Here is a 20851-nt window from a genome sequence, read left to right on the forward strand (position 1 = left end):
CCTACACGGGCGGCCACGGAATGGCCGGCCACTCCCCGCTCGGCTCCGGGTGCTTCCCCGTTTCCAGCAGTACGGCGACACGCGCGCGCGTGGCGTCGAGTTCGGCGGCGGTGATCAGGCCGGACAGCCGTGCGGCCAGCGCTCCCTGCGCCGCCAGACCTTCCTGGAGGGCCTTGAGGACGTCGACCGCCTCCGGCTCCAGCGGCTCCCCCGCCCACCCCCACAGCAGCGTCCTGAGCTTGTTCTCCGTGTTGAAGGTCACCCCGTGGTCGATGCCGTACAGCCGTCCCCCGGCGGTGGGCAGCAGGTGGCCGCCCTTGCGGTCCGCGTTGTTGATCACGGCGTCGAGGACGGCGAGCCGGCGCAGCCGCTCGTCGTCGGCGTGCACCAGCAGCGCCGTCTGCCCGTCGCCGACCTCGGCGAAGCCGATCGCCTTCCAGCCGGGCTCGGGCTCCTCACCGTCCACCAGGGCGAGCAGCTCGGGTGCGTCGTCCTCGGCGGACACCTCGATCCACAGCTGGACCATCCCCTCGCCGTACGGTCCCTCGCGCAGCACGGTGGGCGGGACGAGCCCCCAGCCGGTCGCCTCGGAGACCTCGTACGCGGCCACCTCGCGCCGGGCGAGATTGCCGTCGGGGAAGTCCCACAGGGGCCGCTCACCGGCGACGGGCTTGTAGATGCAGGCCGCCTCCCGGCCCTCGTGCGAGACGGTGCAGTACAGCGCGGCATTGGATGCGTCGCGGATCCGGCCGCGCACGGTGAGCTCGCCGTCGGCGAGCAGTTCGACGGCCGTCACGCTCCGCGGCGGTATCCGTTCTGGCGCGGACATACGTGTCCTTCCGGGTCCAGCGGGAGGCTGCACAGCGGGCACGGCGGCCGCCCGGCGTTGACGACGTCGAGGGCGCGCTTGGCGAAGGCTCTCGCCTGCGTGCCGGTCAGCCGGACCCGCAGCATCGGGGGCCCGTTCTCCTCGTCCTGCAACAGGCGCTCCTCCGCCTCGGCGAGGTCCTCCTCGGAGTCGGCGTCGAGCTCCACGAGGGCCTGCGCCTCGACGATCATGCGCTGCTCCTCGCCGTCCCAGGCGAGGGCCATGGTGCCCACCCTGAACTCCTCCTCGATGGGGGTGTCCAGGGGTTCGGTGTCGGAGATCTCGGTGGGGGCCACGGCGGGGACGGCGGCATTGCCGCCACTGCGCCGTACGACCTCGTCGAGCAGCTCGTCCATGCGTTCGGCAAGGGCGGCGACCTGCGTCTTCTCCAGGGCCACGCTGGTCACCCGGGAGCCTGCGATGGCCTGGAGGAAGAACGTACGGCGTCCGGGCAGTCCGACCGTGCCGGCCACGAAGCGGTCCGGAGGGTCGTAGAGGAACACCTGACGGGACACGTCCTGTCTCCTGGAGTCGTGGATGGGTACGGCGCTACTGCGACCGCTTCACCCTACTGCGCCCGACGATCACGGTGCGCCCGCACCGCCCCCGACCGTCGCGTCGCCTGCCGGGGGTTCCTCGCGGGGCGCCAGGGAGGCGAAGTCACCGGTGTCACCGAGGCGGACGAGGAACGGCCTGAGACGGGTGTAACGGATCGCGGTGATGGAACACGGTTCAACGGAAATCCTCTGGAAGAGGTCGAGATGAAGTCCGAGTGCGTCCGCGACAAGGGACTTGATGACGTCGCCGTGCGAGCACATCAGATAGACGGCGTCGGCGCCGTGGTCGCGCTCCACGCGCGCGTTCCACTCGCGTACGGCCTCGGCGGCGCGGGTCTGCATCGCCCGCATCGACTCGCCGCCGGGGAACGCGGCGGCCGACGGATGCGCCTGCACGACCTCCATCAGCGGCTCGTCCTTGAGCTCGGCGAGCTTGCGGCCGGACCAGTCGCCGTAGTGGCACTCGCCGATCCGCTCGTCGTCGTGGGCGGTGAGTTCCGGCCGGGCGTCCAGCAGTGGGCGGACGGTCTCCTGGCAGCGCTGCAGCGGGCTGCTGACCACCTCGGAGATCGGCAGCGCGGCGAGCCGCCCGGGCAGTGCGGCGGCCTGTGCGGCCCCGCGCTCGTCGAGGGCGACACCGGGCGTCCACCCGGCGAGCACTCCCTCGGTGTTGGCGGTGGAACGTCCGTGCCGGACCAGGATCAGCGTGGGCATGCGGCCAAGGGTAGGCGCACGCCGGGGTGCGTCCACGGGCGGACGGCGGGAGAATACGCTCCGTGATCGTCGACTGCGCCATCTACCGTGACGGGCGCCGGACGGAGGGGCCCGCGGACTTCTCCCACGCCCTGGCACAGTGCCGTCGCGGGGGTGACGCCTTCGTCTGGATCGGTCTGTACGAGCCGACGGAGAAGGAGTTCGACCGGGTCACGGAGGAGTTCGGGCTGCACCCGCTGGCCGTCGAGGACGCCCTGAACGCGCATCAGCGGCCCAAACTCGAGGTGTACGACGACTCGCTGTTCATGGTCCTCAAGCCGGTGGGGTACGAGGCGAAGAGCGACATCGTCACCTCCGGCGAGGTCATGGTCTTCATCGGCGACTCGTTCGTGGTGACCGTGCGGCACGGCGAGGAGGCGCCCCTCGCGGCCGTGCGGCACCGGCTGGAGGAGGAGCCCGAGATGCTCCGGCACGGTCCCACCGCGGTGCTGTACTCGATCGCCGACGCCGTGGTCGACCACTACGTGGAGGTGGCGGGCGAGCTGGGCACCGACCTGGACGAGCTGGAGGCGGAGGTGTTCTCGCCGACCAGCGGCGGCTCGCGGCACACGGCGTCCCGCATCTACGCCTTCAAGCGGCAGGTCCTGGAGTTCCGCCGGGCCACGGGCCCGCTGGCACAGCCGCTGGACCGGCTCGCGGGCGGCAGTGTCTTCGGGGTGCGCGTGCCGTTCGTCCACGAGAAGGCACAGCCCTTCTTCCGCGACGTCAGCGACCACCTCACGCGCGTGAACGAGTCCGTCGACGGTCTGGACCGGCTGGTCTCCGACGTCCTGTCGGCGCATCTCGCGCAGATGAGCGTCCGGCAGAACGACGACATGCGGAAGATCTCCGCGTGGGCGGCCATGGCCGCGGTCCCCACGATGCTCGCGGGGATCTACGGCATGAACTTCGACCACATGCCGGAGCTGCACTGGACGTGGTCCTATCCGGCGCTGATCCTGGCCATGGTCGCCCTCGAAGTCCTGCTGCACCGCCTCTTCAAGCGCCGGGGCTGGCTGTAGAACCTGCTCCGGCTCAGGCGAACTCGGGTGCGGCGTTCGCCGGTCCGCCGAGTGCGTCGCGGCGCGCGGGCATCCTCAGGCTCACCATCCGCCGCCAGCCCGCGAACCGCTCGTACGCGTACACGGCGTGGATGCCGGCCGCGAGAACCGCCGACTTGGCCCTCGGCCAGCCGAGGATGCGGCCCATGTGGTCCATGACGGCGAGGCTGACGTCGCGGTAGATGCGGATCTCGGCGAGCGCGCACTCCCGCAGGGTGTGCTGGATGGCGCGGCCGTGCCCGGCGTGCGCGAAGCGCAGCAACTCCTCGTGGCAGTAGGCGAGATGGTTGTCCTCATCGCCGGAGATCATCTTGACCGCGCGGCCGATGTCGGGGTGGTCGGCGAAGTGCTTGCGCAGCAGGTCCATCTGCTCGGAGGCGCGCTGCTCGGTGACCCGGCTGTGGGCGAGGTAGGTGACGATGTCCTGGACGGTGAGCGGCTCGTCGCTCTTGAGCTTCTCGTGGGCGAGGCCTATGCCGTGCTTCTCCAGGAGCATCGTGTAGTCGGTCTCGGGCGGTACGGGGACGGATTTCAGGCCGCGTTTCTTCAGCAGGGCGTTGAAGATCCGCCCGTGCTTGTCCTCGTCGGCGCCGTGCCGGGTGATCTTGGGGGCCAGTTCGCGTTCGCTCTGCGGTACGAGCGCGGCGATCCGGGCGTTCTCCCAGCCGCCCTGCGACTCCCCGCTGGCCGCGATGGAGCAGAACAGCGCGAACGACTCGTCGTCGTCGAGGATCTCCTGGAACAGACTCTTGGCCGAAAGCATCGTGTTCACCTCTCCGCAGGATTCCGCCGGATTCCGCAAAGAACGAGTCAAATGCGGCATGAGAGGTGCTGCAACAGCTGTGTCCGACAACTCCGCCAAAAGGAGGACCCACGGGGTAGGGCCGGGTGCGTAACCGCGCGGGCGTCGGCGCGTTGTTCTGCGTGACGGCCGTGGCGGGGAAGACCCCCGAGCCCCCACCACGGCCGTAGAAAATCCCCTCTTCGCTTCTCTCCTGTGGACCTACGCCAGTCCGGCGCGCTCCAGGGCCTCGGTGCCGGCACGGAGGGAGGCGACGCGCTCCTCCAGCGTGAAGCCCGCCGGGTTGAGGCTCAGGGTGGTCACACCGGCCGCCGCGTACTCCTTCATCCGGTCCGCGATGCGGTCCACGGAACCGAGCAGTGTCGTCTGGTCGATCAGGTCGTGCGGGACGGCGGCCGCGGCGCCCTGCTTGTCGCCGGACAGGTACTTCTCCTGGACCTCGGCGGCCGCCTGCTCGAAGCCCATGCGCTGGGCGAGCTGGTTGTAGAAGTTCTGTTTGGCACTGCCCATCCCGCCGACGTACAGCGCGGTGTAGGGGCGGAAGGCGTCGGCGAGCGCGGGGACGTCCTTGTCCTCGCCGACGGCGAGCGGGAGCGTCGGGTGGACGTCGAAGCCGTCCATCGTCTTTCCGGCCTTCTCCCGCCCCGCGCGCAGGTACTTGATCGTGGTCTCCTCCAGGTGCTCGGCGGAGGGGAAGATCAGCAGGGCGCCGTCGGCGATCTCGCCGGTCTGCTCGAGGTTCTTGGGGCCGATCGCGGCGATGTACAGCGGAATGTGCTCGCGCTCCGGGTGCACGGTCAGCTTGATCGGCTTGCCCGGGCCGCCGGGCAGCGGCAGCGTCCAGTGCTCGCCGTCGTAGGACAGCCGCTCGCGGGTCATCGCCTTCCGTACGATCTCGACGTACTCACGCGTGCGTGCCAGCGGCTTGTCGAACTTGACGCCGTACCAGCCCTCGGAGACCTGCGGGCCGGAGACGCCGAGGCCGAGGCGGAAGCGGCCGCCGGAGAGCGAGTCCAGGGTGGCCGCGGTCATCGCGGTCATCGCGGGCTGACGCGCCGGGATCTGGAAGATGGCCGAGCCGACGTCGATGCGCTCGGTGTGGGCGGCGACCCAGGAGAGCACGGTGGCCGCGTCCGAACCGTAGGCCTCGGCGGCCCAGCACACGGCGTACCCGAGGCGGTCGGCCTCCTTGGCGACCTCGAGGTTGTCCGCGTCCATTCCGGCACCCCAGTAGCCGAGGTTGATCCCGAGCTGCATGGCCGATCCCCTTACCGATCAGTAACGTCCCTGTTCGGGAGACCCTAGCGCGTGGAAACTGGTTGTCCACAGGCCCCCACACCGTAGGTTCGGGCCAGTAATCTCGGCGTTCATGGAGCAGAGGTATCTCGGCCGGACCGGCCTTCGCGTGTCCCGCATCGGACTCGGCACGCTCACCTGGGGCAGGGACACCGACGAGCACGACGCCGCGGACCTCCTGAAGACGTTCTGGGAAGCGGGCGGGACCCTGGTCGACACGGCCGACGTGTACGGCGACGGGGAGGCCGAGTATCTGCTCGGACGCCTGATAGAAGGCCTGGTCCCGCGCCGGGACCTGGTGATCTCGACCAAGGCGGGCAGCGTCCCGGACCCGGACCGCCGCGTCGACGGCTCGCGCGGGCATCTGCTCTCCGCGCTGGACGCCTCGCTCACCCGGCTCGGCACGGACTACGTCGACGTGTGGCACATCCACGCCTTCGACCCCTACACCCCGCTGGAGGAGACCCTCCAGGCCCTCGACCTGGCGGTCAGCAGCGGGCGTGCGCGGTATGCGGGCGTCTCCAACTTCTGCGGCTGGCAGCTCGCGAAGGCGGCGACGTGGCAGCTCGGGGTGCCGGGCGGGCGGACGCGGCTGGCGAGCACACAGATGGAGTACTCGCTGCTGCAGCGCGGCGTGGAGCGCGAGGTGCTGCCGGCCGCGCTGGACCTGGGCATCGGCCTGCTGCCGTCCTCGCCGCTGGGCCGTGGGGTCCTGACGGGCAAGTACCGCGGCGACGCCATGCCCCCCGACTCGCGGGGCGCCTCGGAGCACCTGGCGCCGTTCGTCGCGCCGTACCTCGACGACACGGCGAGCCGCATCGTGGACGCGATCCAGACGGCGGCCGACGGCCTTGCGGTGACGCCGCTTCAGGTCGCCCTCGCCTGGATCCGCGACCGGCCCGGCGTGGCCGCGCCCGTCATCGGTCCGCGCAACGCACAGCAGCTCACGGCGGCATTGTCAGTGGAGGCCCTTAGTCTTCCTGACGAGATCTGCCGGGCGCTCGACGATGTGTCGGCGCCCGTGCACCGCTACCCCGATCACGACTGGAGCACGCTGTGAGCACGGACCCCGAGACCACGGAGGAGACCGAGCCGGAGGGCACCGCCGGGGAGTCGGCGGACGGCACCGCAGCGGCGGCGGGCGGCGAGGACGCGAGCGCGGACCCGACTGCGGAGACCGGGGCCGGCGGCGAAGGGGAATCCGCACCCCAATTGTCCGAGGCCGAGGCCGAGTTGGCGGCTCAGCGGTTGGAGCGGGAGCGGATCGAGCGGCGGAAGGCCGAGAAGAAGGGACCCGTCGAGGCGGGCACCAAGCTGAGCGGCAAGGCCGCCGACCTGCTGGCCGCCGTCCGCGCCGTGGAGAGCGGCGAGAAGCCCGTGGCCACCGTCTTCGCCGACCCCGAGCCCGCTCCGCGCCGTCCCGCCCCCGAGCCGGTACGGCGTCCGCAGCCGACGCCGGCGGCCGTCGCGCCCGCGGCCCCGGCGGCGGACGCCGTCGACGCGGTGCGGCGCGTGCTGACCGAGGGCGGCGCACCGGAAGCGCTCGCCGCACAGGTCGCCGCCGCGCTCGGCGAGGACGCGGACGAACAGCTCCGCGCCGACCCCTGGCTGCTGTTGCGGGTCGGCGGCGTACGGATCGAGCACGCCGACGGTTTCGCGCGGGCGCTGCTCGGCGCGGAGGCCGGGCCGGACGACGAGCGCCGGGGACGGGCGCTGACCGGATGGCTGCTGGAGCAGGCGGCGCTCGCCGGGCACACCGCGCTGGAGATGCCGGCACTCACCGCCGCGCTGGCCCAGCGGGGCGTGCCGAATGCCGACGAGGCGGTGCAGAGTGCCGTCGCGGAGGGCGAGGCCCTGGTCTTCCAGGACGCCCTGGACCCGCGCGCGCCGGTGCCGGAGACGACCGAGGAGGGTGAGGAGGGCCAGGAGCGGCCGGTCCGGATCCTCGTCGGCCTGGAGCAGTACGCGCTCGCCGAGGAGAGCCTCGCCGACGGCCTGGCCCGGCTGATCAACTCCGTGCCCAAGGAAGGCGGTTCGGCAGCGGCCTGGGAAGGCACGGTCACCGCTGCGGGCGACTTCGCCGGTGACCTGGCCCGCGCGGTGGCGGACCACGGCCTGGTGCTGCACACCGGCGGGCAGGCGTCCCTGGACGAGCCGGCGGCGCTGGTGCAGGAGGCGCACCGGCAGGGGCTGCGCGTCTGTGCCGCCGCCCACACCCCGCACGGCCAGGGCCACTTCGCCGCCCGGCTCGCCATGCTCCACCTGCCGGACTCCCCGCCCGCCGACGGGCCCGCCGTCACCACCGTGGCCGCCCTGCTGTCCGGCGCCGAGGGGCCCGGCCGGGACGCGGAGGGCGCGCTGGACGTCGATCTTCTCGTCGTGGTGGACGCTCCCCAGCTGGATGTCGAGACGGCGGCCCTGCTCGTCGAGTCCCTCCCGGACGGTGCCCGACTGGTGCTGGCCGGGGACCCCGAGGTGCTGTGGTCCGCGGGACCGGGGCGGGTGTTCGCGGATCTGCTGGCGGCGCGCGTCTGCCCCCGGATCGCCTCGCGCCGGCCCGACCCCGGGCCCCTGGGCGAGCTGGTCTCCGGCATCGGCGTCGGCGAGCTGAACCAGGTGGCGGCCCCGCAGAACGAGGTCGTGATCGTGCCGGTGCGGGACGCGGGCGAGGCCGTGCACCGGACAGTGCAGCTGTTCACGGACTCGGTGCCGCGGGCGATCGGCGTCCCGGCCGACGAGACCGTGGCGATCACCCCGGGCCACGGCGGCGCGGCCGGCACACGCGCGCTCAACGCGGCGCTGAAGGAGCGGCTCAACCCCGGCCCCGGCCGCTTCGGCGGCTTCGACCCCGGCGACCGGATCGCGTACTCGCCCGCCCCGGGCCGCACACTGCCGGGCAAGGTGGTGAAGGCGGACACCGAGGGACTGCACCTGACGTGTTCCGGCTACCCCGTGGTCGTACCGAAGGACCGGGTGGAGCAGTCCGTACGGCACGGCTGGGCCCTGACCGCACACCAGGCCGTCGGCAACACCTGGCGCGCAGTGGTCGCGGTACTGCCCGGCGACGCCGCACAGGCCCTCAGCCGCCCCTGGGTCTACACCGCATTCAGCCGCGCCGTCTCCCACCTCTCCGTGGTCCACGGCGCAGAACAGGCCCTCCCCCGAGCCGTGGCCGAGGTCCCGGCAAAACCCCGCACGACCCGCCTCCCGGTCCTCCTGGCAACCCAACTGCCAACGACCACCTGACCGCGCCCTTTCAGGGGCGCGGGGCTGTGCCGATGTGCGGCGGCGGGGGGGGGGGGGCCGCCCCCCGGGCCCCCCCCCCCCCCCCCCCCCCCCCCCCCCCCCGCCGCCGTGACAGCCGCTCCAGCCCGGCGCTAGCGGTCCGCGTCCAACGGCTCCAAATCCTCGTCACCGTCCAGATCCGCATCGAGGTCATCCTCGAGATCCTCGTCCGCACCGCCGATACCGTCGTCGTCGATCTCGTCGTCGAAGACCGCGCTGACGTCGAAGCGGCAGACCACACCCTGCGGATCGATCTGCTCGAACGGCGCCTCCAGCCACTCGCCCGGCTCGGACGGCTCCTCCGTGGCCGTGACCCAGAGCGTGGAGTCGCCCTCCTCCAGCCCGAACTCCTTGTGCCGCGAGGCGATCTCGTCCGGTTCGAACTCGCCGAACAGCAGGCCCAGCGCCCCGTGGATCGTGCCGGAGGCCTGCGCGCCCGTCCCCTCGTCGTCCGCCGCCTCGACCCGCTCCGCCTGCGCCAGCAGCCGCTGCGGCTCCACCACGGCGTAGTCACGGCGGATCAGCACACTCAGCGCGTTCGGTTCCTCGGGACCCGTGTACGGCGGCAGACCGTCCTCCGCACCGGGGATCTCGAAGGGTGTGACCTCGTCGTAGCGGTCGTAGAGCAGCTCGTCGTACGCCTCGGCGGCCGCCGCCAGCTGGTTGAACGCCTCGTAGACGGCCGGGTCGTCCTCCCCGGACCTGCGTTCGACCGCGGCCAGGTGGCGGTCGAGCGCGGTCTTGACCGCCTCGGCGGCGGCTCGTACCTCGGCAGCGGTGGGCTGCGCAGCATCAGACATAGTGCAGACGCTATCCGTACCGGGCCCCAGCCCGCACAATAGATGCGATGCCGGAATACGAATTTGTCGACGTCTACGTACCTCGCGGGGTCTCCCGCAAGGACGCCACACGACTACTGACGGACCATGCCGAGTACGGACACTGGGAGTTGGACCGCCTCAGTCTGATGCGGGACGGCAGCCGCAGGGTGCGGTTGCGCCGACGGATCATCCGCCAGGTGCGCGCCACGTGGTGAGCTGAGGCCAGGACGGAAACGGACCGAACCGAGGACGGAATCGACTCGAACGGAGCGGGCCCCGCGTCTGCGGGGCCCGCTCCGTTTTCTACGCACCGTCGGGGAAGTCACCGGTGCTTTGGATGGACATGGGCCGACATGTGCCGGTTATGCCGCCGCCCGCGCCTTGCGGTACAGGAGCGCGCCCGCCAGCAGCGCCCCGGCGCCGACCGGGAGCACGACGCCCACCGGGAGGTCGCTGCCGGTGTGGGCGAGCTGCGCGGTGCCCTGGGGCTGGCTGACCGACTGGGCACCCGGGTGGTTGACCTGTGAGGAGCCGCCCGGCGTCCGGCCGCCCGCGGTAGGCGGCGTGCTCGGGGTGCCGGGGTGAGCAGGCTCCGTCGGGTTGCCCGGGTGCTCCGGGTTGCTGGGGTGGCCGGGGTTGCCGGGGTGGCCCGGGTTCCCGGGCGGCGTCGTCTCGTGACCGCCTCCCGGAGGCGTGGTGTGCCCGCCGCCCGAACCGCCGCCGTTCGTGCAGTCGTTGCCCTTGGCGGCGTTGCCGACCCCGACCACGCTGACGTTGTTGCCGCACACGTTGACCGGCACGTCGACCGGCACCTGGACGTGGTTGCCCGAGCCGATGCCGGGCGAGTCACTGGCGTGCCCGTCGGCCTGGGACCCGCTGCCGGACGAGCCGCTGCCGGAGGAACCGCTGCCGCCGCCGTGGTTGGAGCAGTCGTTGCCGGTCGCCGGGTTGAGGATCCCGACGACGTTGACCGTGTTGCCGCAGACGTTCACCGGCACATGCACCGGGGCCTGCACCGTGTTGCCGGACAGTACGCCGGGCGAGTCCGAGGTGGAGCCGCTCGCGCCCGAGTCGGCGTGGGCGTAGCCGCTCGCGGCGGCGAGCACGCCGGTCGCGGCCGCCACGGTCATCAGGCCCTTGCGGGTGACGTGTCGCATTGCTGAATTCTCCCTGCCTTCAATCCTGACCTGGAATTGCGCGCAGAATCCCGCGCAAAGGCCGGTCGGCCCCGGAATGCGTGGAGCGCACTCCGGAGCCGACGGGCGAGAACGACCCTCAGTGGGTCGACGTCACTTGTTGACGCAGGTGTTGCCGAAGGCGGGGTTCAGCAGCCCGATCACCGAGATCGTGTTGCCGCAGACGTTCACCGGGACGTGAACGGGCGCCTGAACGACGTTGCCGGACGCGATACCCGGGGAGTGCACCGCGGCACCCTGAGCACCGGCGTCGGCGACAGCGAGGCCCGCACCCGCGAGAACCAGACCGCCAGTGGCAGCCGCAGCGGCGACGACCTTCTTGATCATTATTCCTCCTTGTTGGCAAAAGCGATCCCGTGTTGCTGATCGCATTACCTGTAACGAGGAGGAAGTAATGGAGCTACGAGCTGATGGTCGCATTCACCCTTCTCGGGCCCGCTCCGTACGCGCTGCCGATTACGAAGGTCACGACGCGTCGATGAAGCGGTCGAGCACGCGCACGCCGAACTTCAGGCCGTCGACGGGCACCCGCTCGTCGACGCCGTGGAACATGCCGGCGAAGTCCAGCTCCGGCGGCAGCTTGAGCGGTGCGAAGCCGAAGCCGCGGATGCCCAGGTCGTCGAAGGACTTGGCGTCGGTGCCGCCGGAGAGCATGTACGGGATCGCCTTCGCGGCCGGGTCCTCGGCGAGCAGCGCGGACTGCATGGCGTCGACCAGCGCCCCGTCGAAGGAGGTCTCCAGGGCCTTGTCGGAGTGCACGTCCGAGCGCTGCACCTTGGGTCCGAGGATCCGGTCGAGGTCGGCGAGGAACTCCTCCTCGTGCCCCGGCAGGAACCGCCCGTCGACGTGCGCGGTGGCCTCGCCCGGGATGACGTTGACCTTGTAACCGGCGCCGAGCTGCGTCGGGTTGGCGGTGTTGCTCAGGGTCGCGCCGATGAGCTTGGCGATGCCGCCGAGCCGGGCGAGCGTGCCCTCCATGTCCTCCGGGTCCAGCTGGGTGCCGAGCGCGTCGCCGAGCTCGTCGAGGAACGCCCGGGTGGTCTTGGTCACCCGCACCGGGAACTTGTGCCGGCCGAGCCGGGCGACGGCCTCCGACAGTTCGGTGATGGCGTTGTCCCGGTGGATCATCGATCCGTGCCCGGCGGTGCCGGCCACGGTCAGCTTCATCCAGTGCATGCCCTTCTCGGCCGTCTGGATCAGATAGAGCCGCCGCTGCTCGCTCACCGTGAAGGAGAACCCGCCCACCTCGCTGATCGCCTCGGTGACGCCCTCGAAGAGGTCCGGGTGGTTGTCGACGAGGTGCCGGGCGCCGTAGGTACCGCCGGCCTCCTCGTCGGCGAGGAACGCCAGGACGATGTCGCGCGGGGGCCTGCGCCCGCTGCGCAGCCGGTCGCGGACGACCGCCAGGGTCATCGCGTCCATGTCCTTCATGTCGACCGCGCCCCGCCCCCACACGCACCCGTCGGTGACCTCGCCGGAGAAGGGGTGGTGGGTCCAGTCGTCGGCGTTGGCCGGTACGACGTCGAGGTGGCCGTGGATGAGCAGCGCGGGCCGCGACGGGTCCTCGCCCTCGATGCGGGCCACCGTGGAGGCCCGGCCCGGGTGCGACTCGAAGATCTGCGGTTCGAGACCCACCTCGGCGAGCTTCTCGGCGGTCCACTCGGCCGCCTTGCGCTCACCCGGACCCGAGTGGTCGCCGTAGTTGCTGGTGTCGATCTGGATCAGCTCGCGGCAGAGGTCCACGACCTCGTCCTCGCCGGTGACGCCCCTGGCCGTGTCCGTCTCGCTCACGCTGCTTCCTCCCGCTGTCACTGCTGGTGGTTCCCTTCATCCTCCCTCTCCCCCTGCCGTGCCCCAAGAGCGAACCCGGTCCGTCACACGCCGTTCACGACAGGACCGGGAGCGCGACGGGGGGTGATCGGGGACCCTGCGAAAGCCTGGTAATGTTTCCTTCGTCGCCGCGGGGAAACCCCGCACGACAGACACCTTGTCCGGGTGGCGGAATGGCAGACGCGCTAGCTTGAGGTGCTAGTGCCCTTTATCGGGCGTGGGGGTTCAAGTCCCCCCTCGGACACCAGCCGGAAGCCCCGGCCGCTCAGCGGCCGGGGCTTTTGCGTGCCTTGGAGGCCGTCCTTTACCCACAGTGTGGGGCATCTCTCCCCGGAGTGAAGACCGCAGGTCACGGGGTGTCGAGTGAGCCTTGGCGACCCCTGAACGGCCCTCCCGGGTGGCCGATCAGGCAGCGCGAACCTAGCGTCGTACTAAAATTTCCGGCTTGTTACGGAGCTGGAGGAGGACAACCCCAGGCAGACCTGCGGGCCCGCCAGCGCCCCGGAGGCTTCCGGGATCGAGACGCGAGGACCGATGGCAGCCATACACGAGAGCAGCGCTCTCGGCTTGCTCGACGAAGAGCTCAGCGCTGAGATCCACCAACAGTTCGGCGACACCGCACGCTTTTCCGGAGGTCAGGCGGCCTCCCCGCGCACCCTCGTGGACATCTTCGACGCGTCCGTGCGGTCGTACCCGGACGAACTCGCTCTGGACGACGGCACGGTCCGTCTCACCTACCGTGCGCTGGCCGCCGAGGTGGAGCAGCTGCGCCGGAGCCTGGCCGTCGCGGGTGTCGGCCTCGGCGACCGCGTGGGCGTCCGCGTCCCCTCCGGTACCAATGACCTCTACGTCGCCATCCTGGCCGTCCTGGCCGCCGGTGCCGCATACGTTCCCGTGGACGCCGAGGACCCGGACGAGCGGGCCGAGCTGGTGTTCGGGGAGGCGGACGTGCGGGCCGTCATCGGTGCCGGGCACGAGCTGACCGTCACCGGGCGCAGCGAGGTGCCCGCCGCCCGTCCCGGGACCGGGCACGACGCATGGATCATCTTCACCTCGGGTTCGACCGGGAAGCCAAAGGGCGTCGCGGTCAGTCACCGCAGTGCCGCAGCGTTCGTGGACGCCGAGGCCGCGCTGTTCCTCACCGACGACCCCATCGGCCCTGGTGACAGGGTGATGGCGGGCCTGTCGGTCGCCTTCGACGCGTCCTGCGAGGAGATGTGGCTGGCGTGGCGGTACGGGGCCTGTCTGGTGCCGGTGCCCCGCTCGCAGGTCCGCAGCGGTGCCGATCTCGGGCCCTGGCTGGTCGAGCAGGAGATCACCGTGGTGTCCACGGTCCCGACGCTCGCCGCACTCTGGGAGCCGGAGACCCTCAACGACGTACGCCTGTTGATCTTCGGTGGCGAGGCCTGCCCGCCCGAGCTGGCGCAGCGGCTGGTGACGGAGGGACGCGAGGTCTGGAACACGTACGGGCCCACCGAGGCGACCGTCGTGGCCTGTGCCTCGCTGATGTCCGGTGCGGAGCCGATCCGGATCGGGCTGCCGCTGGACGGCTGGGAGCTGGCCGTCGTCGACGAGGCCGGGGAGCCCGTGCCGATGGGCGGCAGCGGGCAGTTGGTGATCGGCGGCGTGGGGCTCGCGCGGTACCTCGACGCCGAGAAGGACGCCGAGAAGTACGCGCCGCTCGAGTCGCTGGGCTGGGAGCGGGCGTACCGCAGCGGTGACCTCGTCCAGGCCGAGCCCGAGGGGCTGATCTTCCTCGGGCGTGCCGACGAGCAGATCAAGCTCGGCGGGCGTCGCATCGAGCTCGGCGAGGTGGATGCCGCGCTGCAGGCGCTGCCCGGTGTCGCGGGCGCCGCTGCGGCCGTGCGCACCGCCCGTAGTGGCAATCAGCTGCTGGTCGGTTACGTCGTCACGCAGGACGGCTGGGACCACGCGACGGCCGTGGAGAAGCTGCGCGCCGAGCTGCCCGCCGCGCTCGTGCCGTTGCTCGCACCGGTCGAGGACCTGCCGACCCGGACCAGCGGCAAGGTCGACCGCAACGCCCTGCCCTGGCCCCTGGAGGGCCTGGAGACCGGCGGTCCGGCCGAGCAGCTGTACGGGACCGAGGCGTGGCTGGCCGAGCAGTGGACGGAAGTCCTCGGCATCCCGGTCAGCAGCGCCCGCGACGACTTCTTCGCGATCGGCGGCAGCAGTCTGGCCGCCGCCCAGCTGACCACGCGGCTGCGCACCCGCTACCCGAGCGCCGCCGTCCTCGACATCTACCAGCAGCCGACCCTGCGCAAGCTGGCCCGCCATCTGGAGGAGTCGTCGCAGGACGACGGTGCCTCCCGGGTGGTCGCGCCGGTCCCGGTGCGTGCCCAGGTGATCCAACTGCTGGTCCTGGTGCCGCTGTTCACGCTGCTGGGCCTGCGCTGGACGGTGGCGCTCGCCGCGGCCGGGAACCTGCTGCCCGCGTACTCCTGGCTGCCGACCGCTCCTTGGTGGCTGATCGCCGCCGGTGCTGCGGTGCTGTTCAGCCCGCCCGGACGGCTCGCGATCGCAGCGGGTGGCGCGCGGCTGCTGCTGCGCGGCGTCGAGCCCGGCCGGTACGCGCGTGGTGGCAGCGTCCACCTGCGCCTCTGGGCCGCCGAGCGGCTGGCCGAGTTCAGCGGGGCGACCTCGCTGACCGGGTCCTGGCTGGAGCGGTACGCGCGGGCGCTGGGCGCCAAGGTCGGACAGGACGTCGACCTGCACTCGCTGCCGCCGGTCACCGGTCTGCTGAAGCTGGGCCGGGGTGCGGCCGTGGAGTCCGAGGTCGATCTGTCCGGCTGGTGGCTGGACGGCGACCGCCTGGAGATCGGCGCGGTCAAGGTCGGCGCGCATGCCACCGTCGGCACCCGCAGCATCCTCTTCCCGGGCGCCCGCGTCGGCAAGCGGGCCGAGGTGGCCCCCGGTTCGGCGGTCACCGGGCAGATCCCCACCGGTCAGCGCTGGGCGGGCGCGCCCGCGGTCAAGCTGGGCAAGGCCAAGCGGAACTGGCCCAAGGAGCGCCCGCAGCGTGGCACGTACTGGCGGGTGATGTACGGCCTGACGGGCCTCGCGCTCTCCGCGCTGCCGCTGCTGGCCGGCGGCGCCGCGTTCCTCGTGGCGCAGGCTCTCATCGACCCGGCCGCGCCCCTGCGGGGTGCCGCGCTCGCCCTCGTCCCGGCGACACTGGCCTTCGGGGCGGCGTACGCGCTGCTGATCCTGATCGCCGTACGACTGCTGAGCCTCGGCCTGCGCGAGGGCACGCACCCCACGCACAGCCGGATCGGCTGGCAGGCCTGGACGGTCACGCAGCTGATGGACCGCTCGCGCGAGACCCTGTTCCCGCTGTACGCCGGGCTGGTCACGCCGGTGTGGCTGCGGCTGCTCGGGATGCGGATCGGGCGGGGCGCCGAGGTGTCCACCGTGCTGGCGCTGCCGAGTCTGACGACGGTCGGCGAGGGCGCGTTCCTGGCCGACGACACGCTGACGGCGCCGTACGAGCTCGGTGGTGGCTGGATGCACATCGGGCGGGCGGAGATCGGGCGGCGGGCGTTCCTGGGCAATTCCGGGATGACCGCGCCGGGGCGGAGTGTGCCGGACGGCGGGCTGGTCGGTGTGCTGTCGGCGACGCCGAAGAAGGCGAAGAAGGGCAGCTCGTATCTGGGGCTGCCGCCGGTGAAGCTGCCGCGGAGCGCGGAGACGGGTGACCAGAGCCGGACGTACGATCCGCCGGCCCGGCTGCTGTGGGCGCGCGGGCTGGTGGAGCTGTGCCGGATCGTGCCGGTGTTCTGCTCTGCCGCGATCGCGGTCGGCACGGTCGCCGTGCTGTGCCTGCTCGGGCCCTGGGCTCCGCTGCTGTCGGGGCTGGTGCTGCTGGCTGCCGGCGCCGTGGCCGGGCTCGTGTCGTTCGCCGCGAAGTGGCTGCTCGTGGGGCGGCACCGCACCGGGGAGCACCCGCTGTGGAGCGGCTTCGTGTGGCGCAACGAGCTCGCGGACACCTTCGTCGAGGTCGTGGCCGTGCCCTGGCTGGCCGGTTCCGTGCCGGGTACGCCGGTGATGACGGCCTGGCTGCGGGGTCTCGGTGCCCGGATCGGCAAGGGCGTCTGGGTCGAGAGCTACTGGCTGCCGGAGACCGATCTGGTGACCCTGGAGGACGCGGCGACGGTGAACCGCGGCTGCGTGCTCCAAACTCACCTCTTCCACGACCGGATCTTGCGGACGGATACTGTTGTTCTCCGTGAGGGCGCCACGCTGGGCCCTGGCGGGATCGTGCTGCCCGGCAGCACGGTCGGGGCCCGTACGACACTGGGTCCTGCGTCGCTCGTCATGGCCGCGGAGTCCGTCCCGGACGACACCCGCTGGCTCGGCAACCCGATCGAGGCATGGCGTCCCTGAGCGCGGGCCACTCGGAGTCGGTGAGCGGTGCACCGGCAGCGACGAGTGGCAGCACAGCGCAGGGAGCAGAAGCGGCAGTGGCAGTTCAGCAGGCGGCGGGTTCGGATCCGTACTTCCCGGAACACGGTGACGCGCGTTACCGGGTGCACCGGTACGAGCTCACGCTGGACTACCGCCCGGGGCCCAACCGCCTTGCGGGGTCGGCCCGGATCAACGCCATCGCGGGCCGGTCGCCGCTGACCGAGTTCACCCTGAACCTGTCCGACTTCAAGATCGGCCGGGTGCGGGTCGACGGCCGTCAGCCGCACTACACGCACCGCGGCGGCCGGCTGCGCATCCGTCCCGCGAAGCCGGTCCGGGCGGGTGCCGCGTTCACGGTCGAGGTGCACTGGTCCGGCAACCCCAAGCCGGTCGGCAGCCCGTGGGGCGGGCTCGGCTGGGAGGAGCTGGAGGACGGGGCGCTGGTGGCGAGCCAGCCGATCGGGGCGCCGTCCTGGTACCCGTGCAACGACCGGCCCGCCGACAAGGCCTCGTACCAGATCTCGATCACCACGCCGTCCGCGTACGCGGTGGTGGCGGGCGGGCGGCTGCTGACGCGTACGACGCGGGCGTCCACGACCACGTGGGTGTACGAGCAGGCGGCACCGACGTCGAGCTATCTGGTCGGTCTGGCGATCGGCAAGTACCAGACGGTGCTGCTGGGCGATCCGGGGCCGGGCGGGGTGCCGCAGCACGGGCACATCCCGGCGCATCTGCTGCCGGAGTTCTCGCGGGACTTCGCGCGGCAGCCGCAGATGATGGATCTGTTCCAGGAGCTGTTCGGGCCCTACCCGTTCGACGAGTACGCGGTCGTGGTGACCGACGAGGAGCTCGATGTCCCCGTGGAGGCACAGGGGTTGTCGCTGTTCGGCGCCAACCACGTGGACGGGGCGCGGGGTTCGGAGCGGCTGGTGGCGCACGAGCTGGCGCACCAGTGGTTCGGCAACAGCGTGTCCATCGCGGACTGGCGGCACATCTGGCTGAACGAGGGGTTCGCCAAGTACGCCGAGTGGCTGTGGTCGGAGCGGTCGGGCGGGCGTACGGCCCAGCAACTGGCCGCCGCCGCTCACCGGTTGCTGTCATCGCAGCCGCAGGACCTGCGACTGTCCGACCCCGGACGGAAGCTGATGTTCGACGACCGGCTCTACGAGCGCGGTGGCCTCGTCCTGCACGCGGTGCGCTGCGCGATGGGCGACGAGGCGTTCTTTCGGATGCTGCGCGGCTGGGCGGGACTGCACCGCGGCGGGGCGGTGACCACGCGGACGTTCACGGCCCATGTCAACCGGTTCGCGGACGAGCCGCTGGACGGGCTGTTCAACGCGTGGGTGAACCGCGCGGCGCTGCCCGCGCTGCCCACGCAGGGTCCGGCGCGCCCCAACCACCCGCCCACCAACGCCGAGTCGGCGTAGGCGGGCGGGTCGGCCGGCCGGTCTCAGGTCGCGGGGACCTTGAGCTTGTCCCAGCTGACCTTGCCCGGGATGCCGTCGGCGTCCTTGCCCTTGAAGCCGAGCTTGCGCTGCCAGGCCTTGTAGGAGTCGCGGTCGGCGTCGGTCCACTCGGGGCTGGGCCCTTCGTCGTAGTGGCTGCAGCCTTCGGCGACCAGGCGTTTGCCCATGGCGGTGATGACCGGGGACTTCTGCCCGTCGTGGAAGAAGGCGGCGCCCGGGAAGGGGGCGTACGACGGCTTGGACGGGGTGGGCTTGGGGTCCGGGTTGCTGCCGCCCTCGTTGCCCTTGCCGGCCAGGCGCGCGGCGATCCGCTTGCGCATGCCGTCCATGGTGAAGCCGCGCGGGTCCTGTTTGCCCGGCTGCCACTCCTTGTGGCCGATGACCGACCGCTCGCTCCAGCCGTGGTGGCGGCAGATCGCGGCGGACACCTTCTCGATGGCCTCCTTCTGCGCCTCGGGCCAAGGGTCCCTGCCGTCACCGAGGTTGATGCACTCGAAGCCGTAGAAGTGGCGGTTGCCGTCGGTGTCGGCCTCGTTGTCGTGCGGGAGCCTGGACTCGTTCACGACGGCGCGCAGCACGTCGCTGTCGCCCAACCCGGCATGGTTCGCACGGCCGTTGCCGACGAGGTGGATCTCGCCCTTCTTGTCGATGACGCCGTGACAGAGGGGGCCGGGCAGACCGGAGTAGCCGTTGTAGCAGATGTTCACGGAGTTCTCGGTGCCCGAGGTGACGGTGTGGTGGATCATCACGCCGTTCACCGGGCCCCAGGGGCCCTTCGTATTGCGGTTGTGGTGGCGCCAGTTGCGCACCTCGTGGACCGTCAGGCCCTCCGCGCGCAGGATCTGCAGCAGCTTGGACGCGCTCAGGGGGGTGGCCATCAGTTGTCTCCTTCCACTGCTTCCTCCGCTTCCGCCGTGGTCTGGGACCTCCCGTGCGAGGGGTCCTCGGCCGCCAGTTCCTCACGGCGTGCCTGTTCCTCCGCGGCAAGGGTCTTCTCGTCCGCGGCCGGGATACTGCTGGCCAGCGGGCCGAAGGCGAGGCGCAGGTCGACGGCGCTCTCCTCGCCCTTGACCAGGGCCAGCGGGGCGAGGTGGCGGGCGATGCCGGCCGGTCCCTGGAGCAGGGGGCGGCGGGCCGGGTCGGTGGGCCATTCGACGCGGCCGGTGGCGGTGCGGGCGGGGATCAGCCAGTGGTCGCCGGTGCGGTAGCCGCCGCCCTTGGCGAAGTACACCTCGACGCCGTCCTCCAGGGGCAGCCACTCCCCCTCCGTGACCGGGACGGCTCCGCCCTTCAAGGAGGTCGTACGGCCCTTGCGCTTCGGTCCCTCGTGGTGGTCCCAGCGGCGCAGGAAGGGGTTGAGGTCGGGCAGCCGGCCGACGCCCGGCTCGGGCTCGGCGGACAGACGGACGCGACGGCCCGGCAGGTCCAGCTCCTCGACTCGCAGAAGCGGCAAGGCCTCCAGGCGTGAGGCGTACGCCGTGTCCGTGAACTCGACGTGGTCGCCGACGTCCAGGTCCAGCTTGTCGTCGTAGCCCAGGGACGCCAACTGCACCCATGTTCCGTCGAGTTCGTCGATCGGGAACACCACGGAGCCGTTCTCGCGGGACCACTTGAAGGTGGCGTCCTTCGCCTCGCCGCCCGCGTGCACCTCGACCCGGTACAGCTGGTTCTCCTGGCCGCGGTAGTGGGCGTCGGGCTTGACCAGGCACGGGTCCTCGTCGGCGTGGTCGGGCCGCTCGCTGCGGGCGGCCAGGCGCGCGGAGGACAGGGCCTGGCGCTTCGCCCACTTCTCGAAGGCGGCGCGGACGACCTCCTTCGACGGGTCGGCGTCCTCGATCGCCAACTCGGCGAGGGAGAGCGGCAGTACCTGCCAGACGACCTTCACGCGGGCCGCGGTGTCCGGCAGCGTGGCGCCGAGGGCGACCTCGCGGATCGCCGGGTCCTCGGCCGCGTTGACCGACCGCTCCCAGACGTTCAGGTAGACCACGAACGGCGACTGGGCGGGCGAGGGCAGCCGGTCGCCGGGCTTCTCCGGGTCGCGGAAGGCGTCGGGCTGGTCCCAGTAGGTCCAGTACGACGGCGGGGTCGCGGTGTCCTGCTCCGCGGCGTCCTCGGCGTCCTCGTCCGGCACGGGCACAACGGGCGCCGGACGGTCCGCGTCGACGAGGATGCCGTCCACGTAGTAGCGGCCGCCGTGGATGTGGAGCGTGTCGATGTCGTGCTTGCCGCCCACGTACTCGATGCGGAAGCCCGCCGCGTCGCGCGGACCGCCGTAGCGGCCGATCAGGTCGGCGGCGACGGTGCGTGCCTGGTACAGCTGGATCGCGGTCTGCTCGTTGGCGTCGGCGTCGAGCTGGACACGGCCCTGCTGGGCGACGACCGCGGAGTAGTGCCGCTCCGGGCGGAAGGTGAGACGGGAGAGATCGGCGTGCATGAAGGGGGTCCCCCTGGTTCAGGAAAGTGCGGGTTCGCAAAGTCGGTGGGTACGGCTCAC

General features: G+C 71.7%; 17 protein-coding genes and 1 tRNA gene. 7 read left to right on the forward strand and 11 right to left on the reverse strand.

Features of this window, described 5'->3' with window-relative positions; all coding sequences use genetic code 11:
- Position 1 precedes the first annotated feature (1 nt).
- The 3 genes from ACFY1L_RS18680 to ACFY1L_RS18690 form a co-directional block, all read right to left on the reverse strand.
- Entirely contained in the window at positions 2-829 is an 828-nt protein-coding gene (locus ACFY1L_RS18680) for an SCO1664 family protein (protein WP_388824818.1), read from the reverse strand.
- Positions 793-1383, reverse strand: a complete 591-nt coding sequence (locus tag ACFY1L_RS18685) for a DUF3090 domain-containing protein (protein ID WP_361259882.1) — start codon at positions 1381-1383, stop codon at positions 793-795. The genes ACFY1L_RS18680 and ACFY1L_RS18685 overlap by 37 nt, the downstream gene beginning before the upstream one ends.
- 69 nt (positions 1384-1452) lie before the next feature.
- A complete protein-coding gene (locus ACFY1L_RS18690) occupies positions 1453-2139 on the reverse strand; it encodes a histidine phosphatase family protein (RefSeq protein WP_388824822.1) in 687 nt (228 codons plus the stop codon).
- Between the two features lie 62 nt (positions 2140-2201).
- Between ACFY1L_RS18690 and ACFY1L_RS18695 the strand changes: the two genes are divergently transcribed.
- On the forward strand, positions 2202-3200 hold the full coding sequence (locus tag ACFY1L_RS18695) for a magnesium and cobalt transport protein CorA (protein WP_388824825.1): 999 nt from the start codon (positions 2202-2204) through the stop codon (positions 3198-3200).
- A gap of 13 nt (positions 3201-3213) precedes the next feature.
- Here ACFY1L_RS18695 and ACFY1L_RS18700 read toward each other — a convergent pair whose 3' ends face one another.
- Both ACFY1L_RS18700 and ACFY1L_RS18705 read right to left on the reverse strand, forming a co-directional pair.
- The gene (locus ACFY1L_RS18700; protein WP_388824828.1) at positions 3214-4002 is read right to left on the reverse strand and encodes a ferritin-like domain-containing protein; all 789 of its coding nucleotides are present in this window, start codon (positions 4000-4002) and stop codon (positions 3214-3216) included.
- Between the two features lie 240 nt (positions 4003-4242).
- A complete protein-coding gene (locus ACFY1L_RS18705) occupies positions 4243-5298 on the reverse strand; it encodes an LLM class F420-dependent oxidoreductase (RefSeq protein ID WP_388824831.1) in 1056 nt (351 codons plus the stop codon).
- A gap of 112 nt (positions 5299-5410) precedes the next feature.
- Here ACFY1L_RS18705 and ACFY1L_RS18710 point away from each other — a divergent pair, with 112 nt between their 5' ends.
- Both ACFY1L_RS18710 and ACFY1L_RS18715 read left to right on the forward strand, forming a co-directional pair.
- The gene (locus ACFY1L_RS18710) at positions 5411-6397 is read left to right on the forward strand and encodes an aldo/keto reductase (RefSeq protein ID WP_388824834.1); all 987 of its coding nucleotides are present in this window, start codon (positions 5411-5413) and stop codon (positions 6395-6397) included.
- Positions 6394-8583, forward strand: a complete 2190-nt coding sequence (locus tag ACFY1L_RS18715) for a helix-hairpin-helix domain-containing protein (protein ID WP_388824837.1) — start codon at positions 6394-6396, stop codon at positions 8581-8583. The genes ACFY1L_RS18710 and ACFY1L_RS18715 overlap by 4 nt, the downstream gene beginning before the upstream one ends.
- A 131-nt stretch (positions 8584-8714) precedes the next feature.
- Here the strand turns inward: ACFY1L_RS18715 and ACFY1L_RS18720 are convergent, their stop codons facing one another.
- Positions 8715-9422, reverse strand: coding sequence for a hypothetical protein (locus tag ACFY1L_RS18720; RefSeq protein ID WP_388824839.1), 708 nt, complete (start codon positions 9420-9422; stop codon positions 8715-8717).
- 47 nt (positions 9423-9469) lie between these two features.
- On the opposite strand from ACFY1L_RS18720, the gene ACFY1L_RS18725 reads away from it, so the two are divergent.
- Positions 9470-9658, forward strand: coding sequence for a DUF5703 family protein (locus ACFY1L_RS18725; RefSeq protein WP_007380901.1), 189 nt, complete (start codon positions 9470-9472; stop codon positions 9656-9658).
- Between the two features lie 147 nt (positions 9659-9805).
- Here the strand turns inward: ACFY1L_RS18725 and ACFY1L_RS18730 are convergent, their stop codons facing one another.
- From ACFY1L_RS18730 to ACFY1L_RS18740, 3 genes are all read right to left on the reverse strand, one after another.
- On the reverse strand, positions 9806-10600 hold the full coding sequence (locus tag ACFY1L_RS18730) for a chaplin (protein WP_388824842.1): 795 nt from the start codon (positions 10598-10600) through the stop codon (positions 9806-9808).
- A 132-nt stretch (positions 10601-10732) separates the two neighbouring features.
- Entirely contained in the window at positions 10733-10966 is a 234-nt protein-coding gene (gene chpH, locus ACFY1L_RS18735; protein ID WP_361259897.1) for a chaplin ChpH, read from the reverse strand.
- 138 nt (positions 10967-11104) lie between these two features.
- Positions 11105-12430 carry a M20/M25/M40 family metallo-hydrolase gene (locus ACFY1L_RS18740; protein ID WP_388824845.1) on the reverse strand — a complete coding sequence of 442 codons (1326 nt, stop codon included), beginning with the start codon at positions 12428-12430 and terminating at the stop codon, positions 11105-11107.
- 198 nt (positions 12431-12628) lie between these two features.
- Here ACFY1L_RS18740 and ACFY1L_RS18745 point away from each other — a divergent pair.
- The 3 genes from ACFY1L_RS18745 (at position 12629) to ACFY1L_RS18755 (ending at position 18318) form a co-directional block, all read left to right on the forward strand.
- Positions 12629-12716, forward strand: a tRNA-Leu gene (locus ACFY1L_RS18745).
- A gap of 287 nt (positions 12717-13003) precedes the next feature.
- The gene (locus tag ACFY1L_RS18750) at positions 13004-16870 is read left to right on the forward strand and encodes a Pls/PosA family non-ribosomal peptide synthetase (RefSeq protein ID WP_388824848.1); all 3867 of its coding nucleotides are present in this window, start codon (positions 13004-13006) and stop codon (positions 16868-16870) included.
- A gap of 77 nt (positions 16871-16947) precedes the next feature.
- Entirely contained in the window at positions 16948-18318 is a 1371-nt protein-coding gene (locus ACFY1L_RS18755) for a M1 family metallopeptidase (RefSeq protein ID WP_388824851.1), read from the forward strand.
- A gap of 23 nt (positions 18319-18341) precedes the next feature.
- Here the strand turns inward: ACFY1L_RS18755 and ACFY1L_RS18760 are convergent, their stop codons facing one another.
- Positions 18342-19235 (reverse strand): peptidoglycan-binding protein, encoded by an 894-nt coding sequence (locus ACFY1L_RS18760; protein WP_388824854.1) that lies wholly within the window; start codon positions 19233-19235, stop codon positions 18342-18344.
- On the reverse strand, positions 19235-20791 hold the full coding sequence (locus ACFY1L_RS18765) for a DUF6519 domain-containing protein (RefSeq protein ID WP_388824857.1): 1557 nt from the start codon (positions 20789-20791) through the stop codon (positions 19235-19237). The genes ACFY1L_RS18760 and ACFY1L_RS18765 overlap by 1 nt, the downstream gene beginning before the upstream one ends.
- Positions 20792-20851: the final 60 nt, after the last annotated feature.

Source organism: Streptomyces sp. NPDC001663 (genome assembly GCF_042893105.1).
In the GTDB taxonomy this organism is placed as follows: domain Bacteria; phylum Actinomycetota; class Actinomycetes; order Streptomycetales; family Streptomycetaceae; genus Streptomyces.

Excerpts from the sequence above, each read along its gene's own strand:
- ACFY1L_RS18680 (WP_388824818.1), bottom strand. The coding sequence starts at position 829 with ATGTCCGCGCCAGAACGGATACCGCCGCGGAGCGTGACGGCCGTCGAA.
- ACFY1L_RS18690 (WP_388824822.1), bottom strand. The coding sequence starts at position 2,139 with ATGCCCACGCTGATCCTGGTCCGGCACGGACGTTCCACCGCCAACACC.
- ACFY1L_RS18700 (WP_388824828.1), bottom strand. The coding sequence starts at position 4,002 with ATGCTTTCGGCCAAGAGTCTGTTCCAGGAGATCCTCGACGACGACGAG.
- ACFY1L_RS18705 (WP_388824831.1), bottom strand. The coding sequence starts at position 5,298 with ATGCAGCTCGGGATCAACCTCGGCTACTGGGGTGCCGGAATGGACGCG.
- ACFY1L_RS18710 (WP_388824834.1), top strand. The coding sequence starts at position 5,411 with ATGGAGCAGAGGTATCTCGGCCGGACCGGCCTTCGCGTGTCCCGCATC.
- ACFY1L_RS18720 (WP_388824839.1), bottom strand. The coding sequence starts at position 9,422 with ATGTCTGATGCTGCGCAGCCCACCGCTGCCGAGGTACGAGCCGCCGCC.
- ACFY1L_RS18725 (WP_007380901.1), top strand. The coding sequence starts at position 9,470 with ATGCCGGAATACGAATTTGTCGACGTCTACGTACCTCGCGGGGTCTCC.
- ACFY1L_RS18730 (WP_388824842.1), bottom strand. The coding sequence starts at position 10,600 with ATGCGACACGTCACCCGCAAGGGCCTGATGACCGTGGCGGCCGCGACC.
- chpH (WP_361259897.1), bottom strand. The coding sequence starts at position 10,966 with ATGATCAAGAAGGTCGTCGCCGCTGCGGCTGCCACTGGCGGTCTGGTT.
- ACFY1L_RS18750 (WP_388824848.1), top strand. The coding sequence starts at position 13,004 with ATGGCAGCCATACACGAGAGCAGCGCTCTCGGCTTGCTCGACGAAGAG.
- ACFY1L_RS18760 (WP_388824854.1), bottom strand. The coding sequence starts at position 19,235 with ATGGCCACCCCCCTGAGCGCGTCCAAGCTGCTGCAGATCCTGCGCGCG.
- ACFY1L_RS18765 (WP_388824857.1), bottom strand. The coding sequence starts at position 20,791 with ATGCACGCCGATCTCTCCCGTCTCACCTTCCGCCCGGAGCGGCACTAC.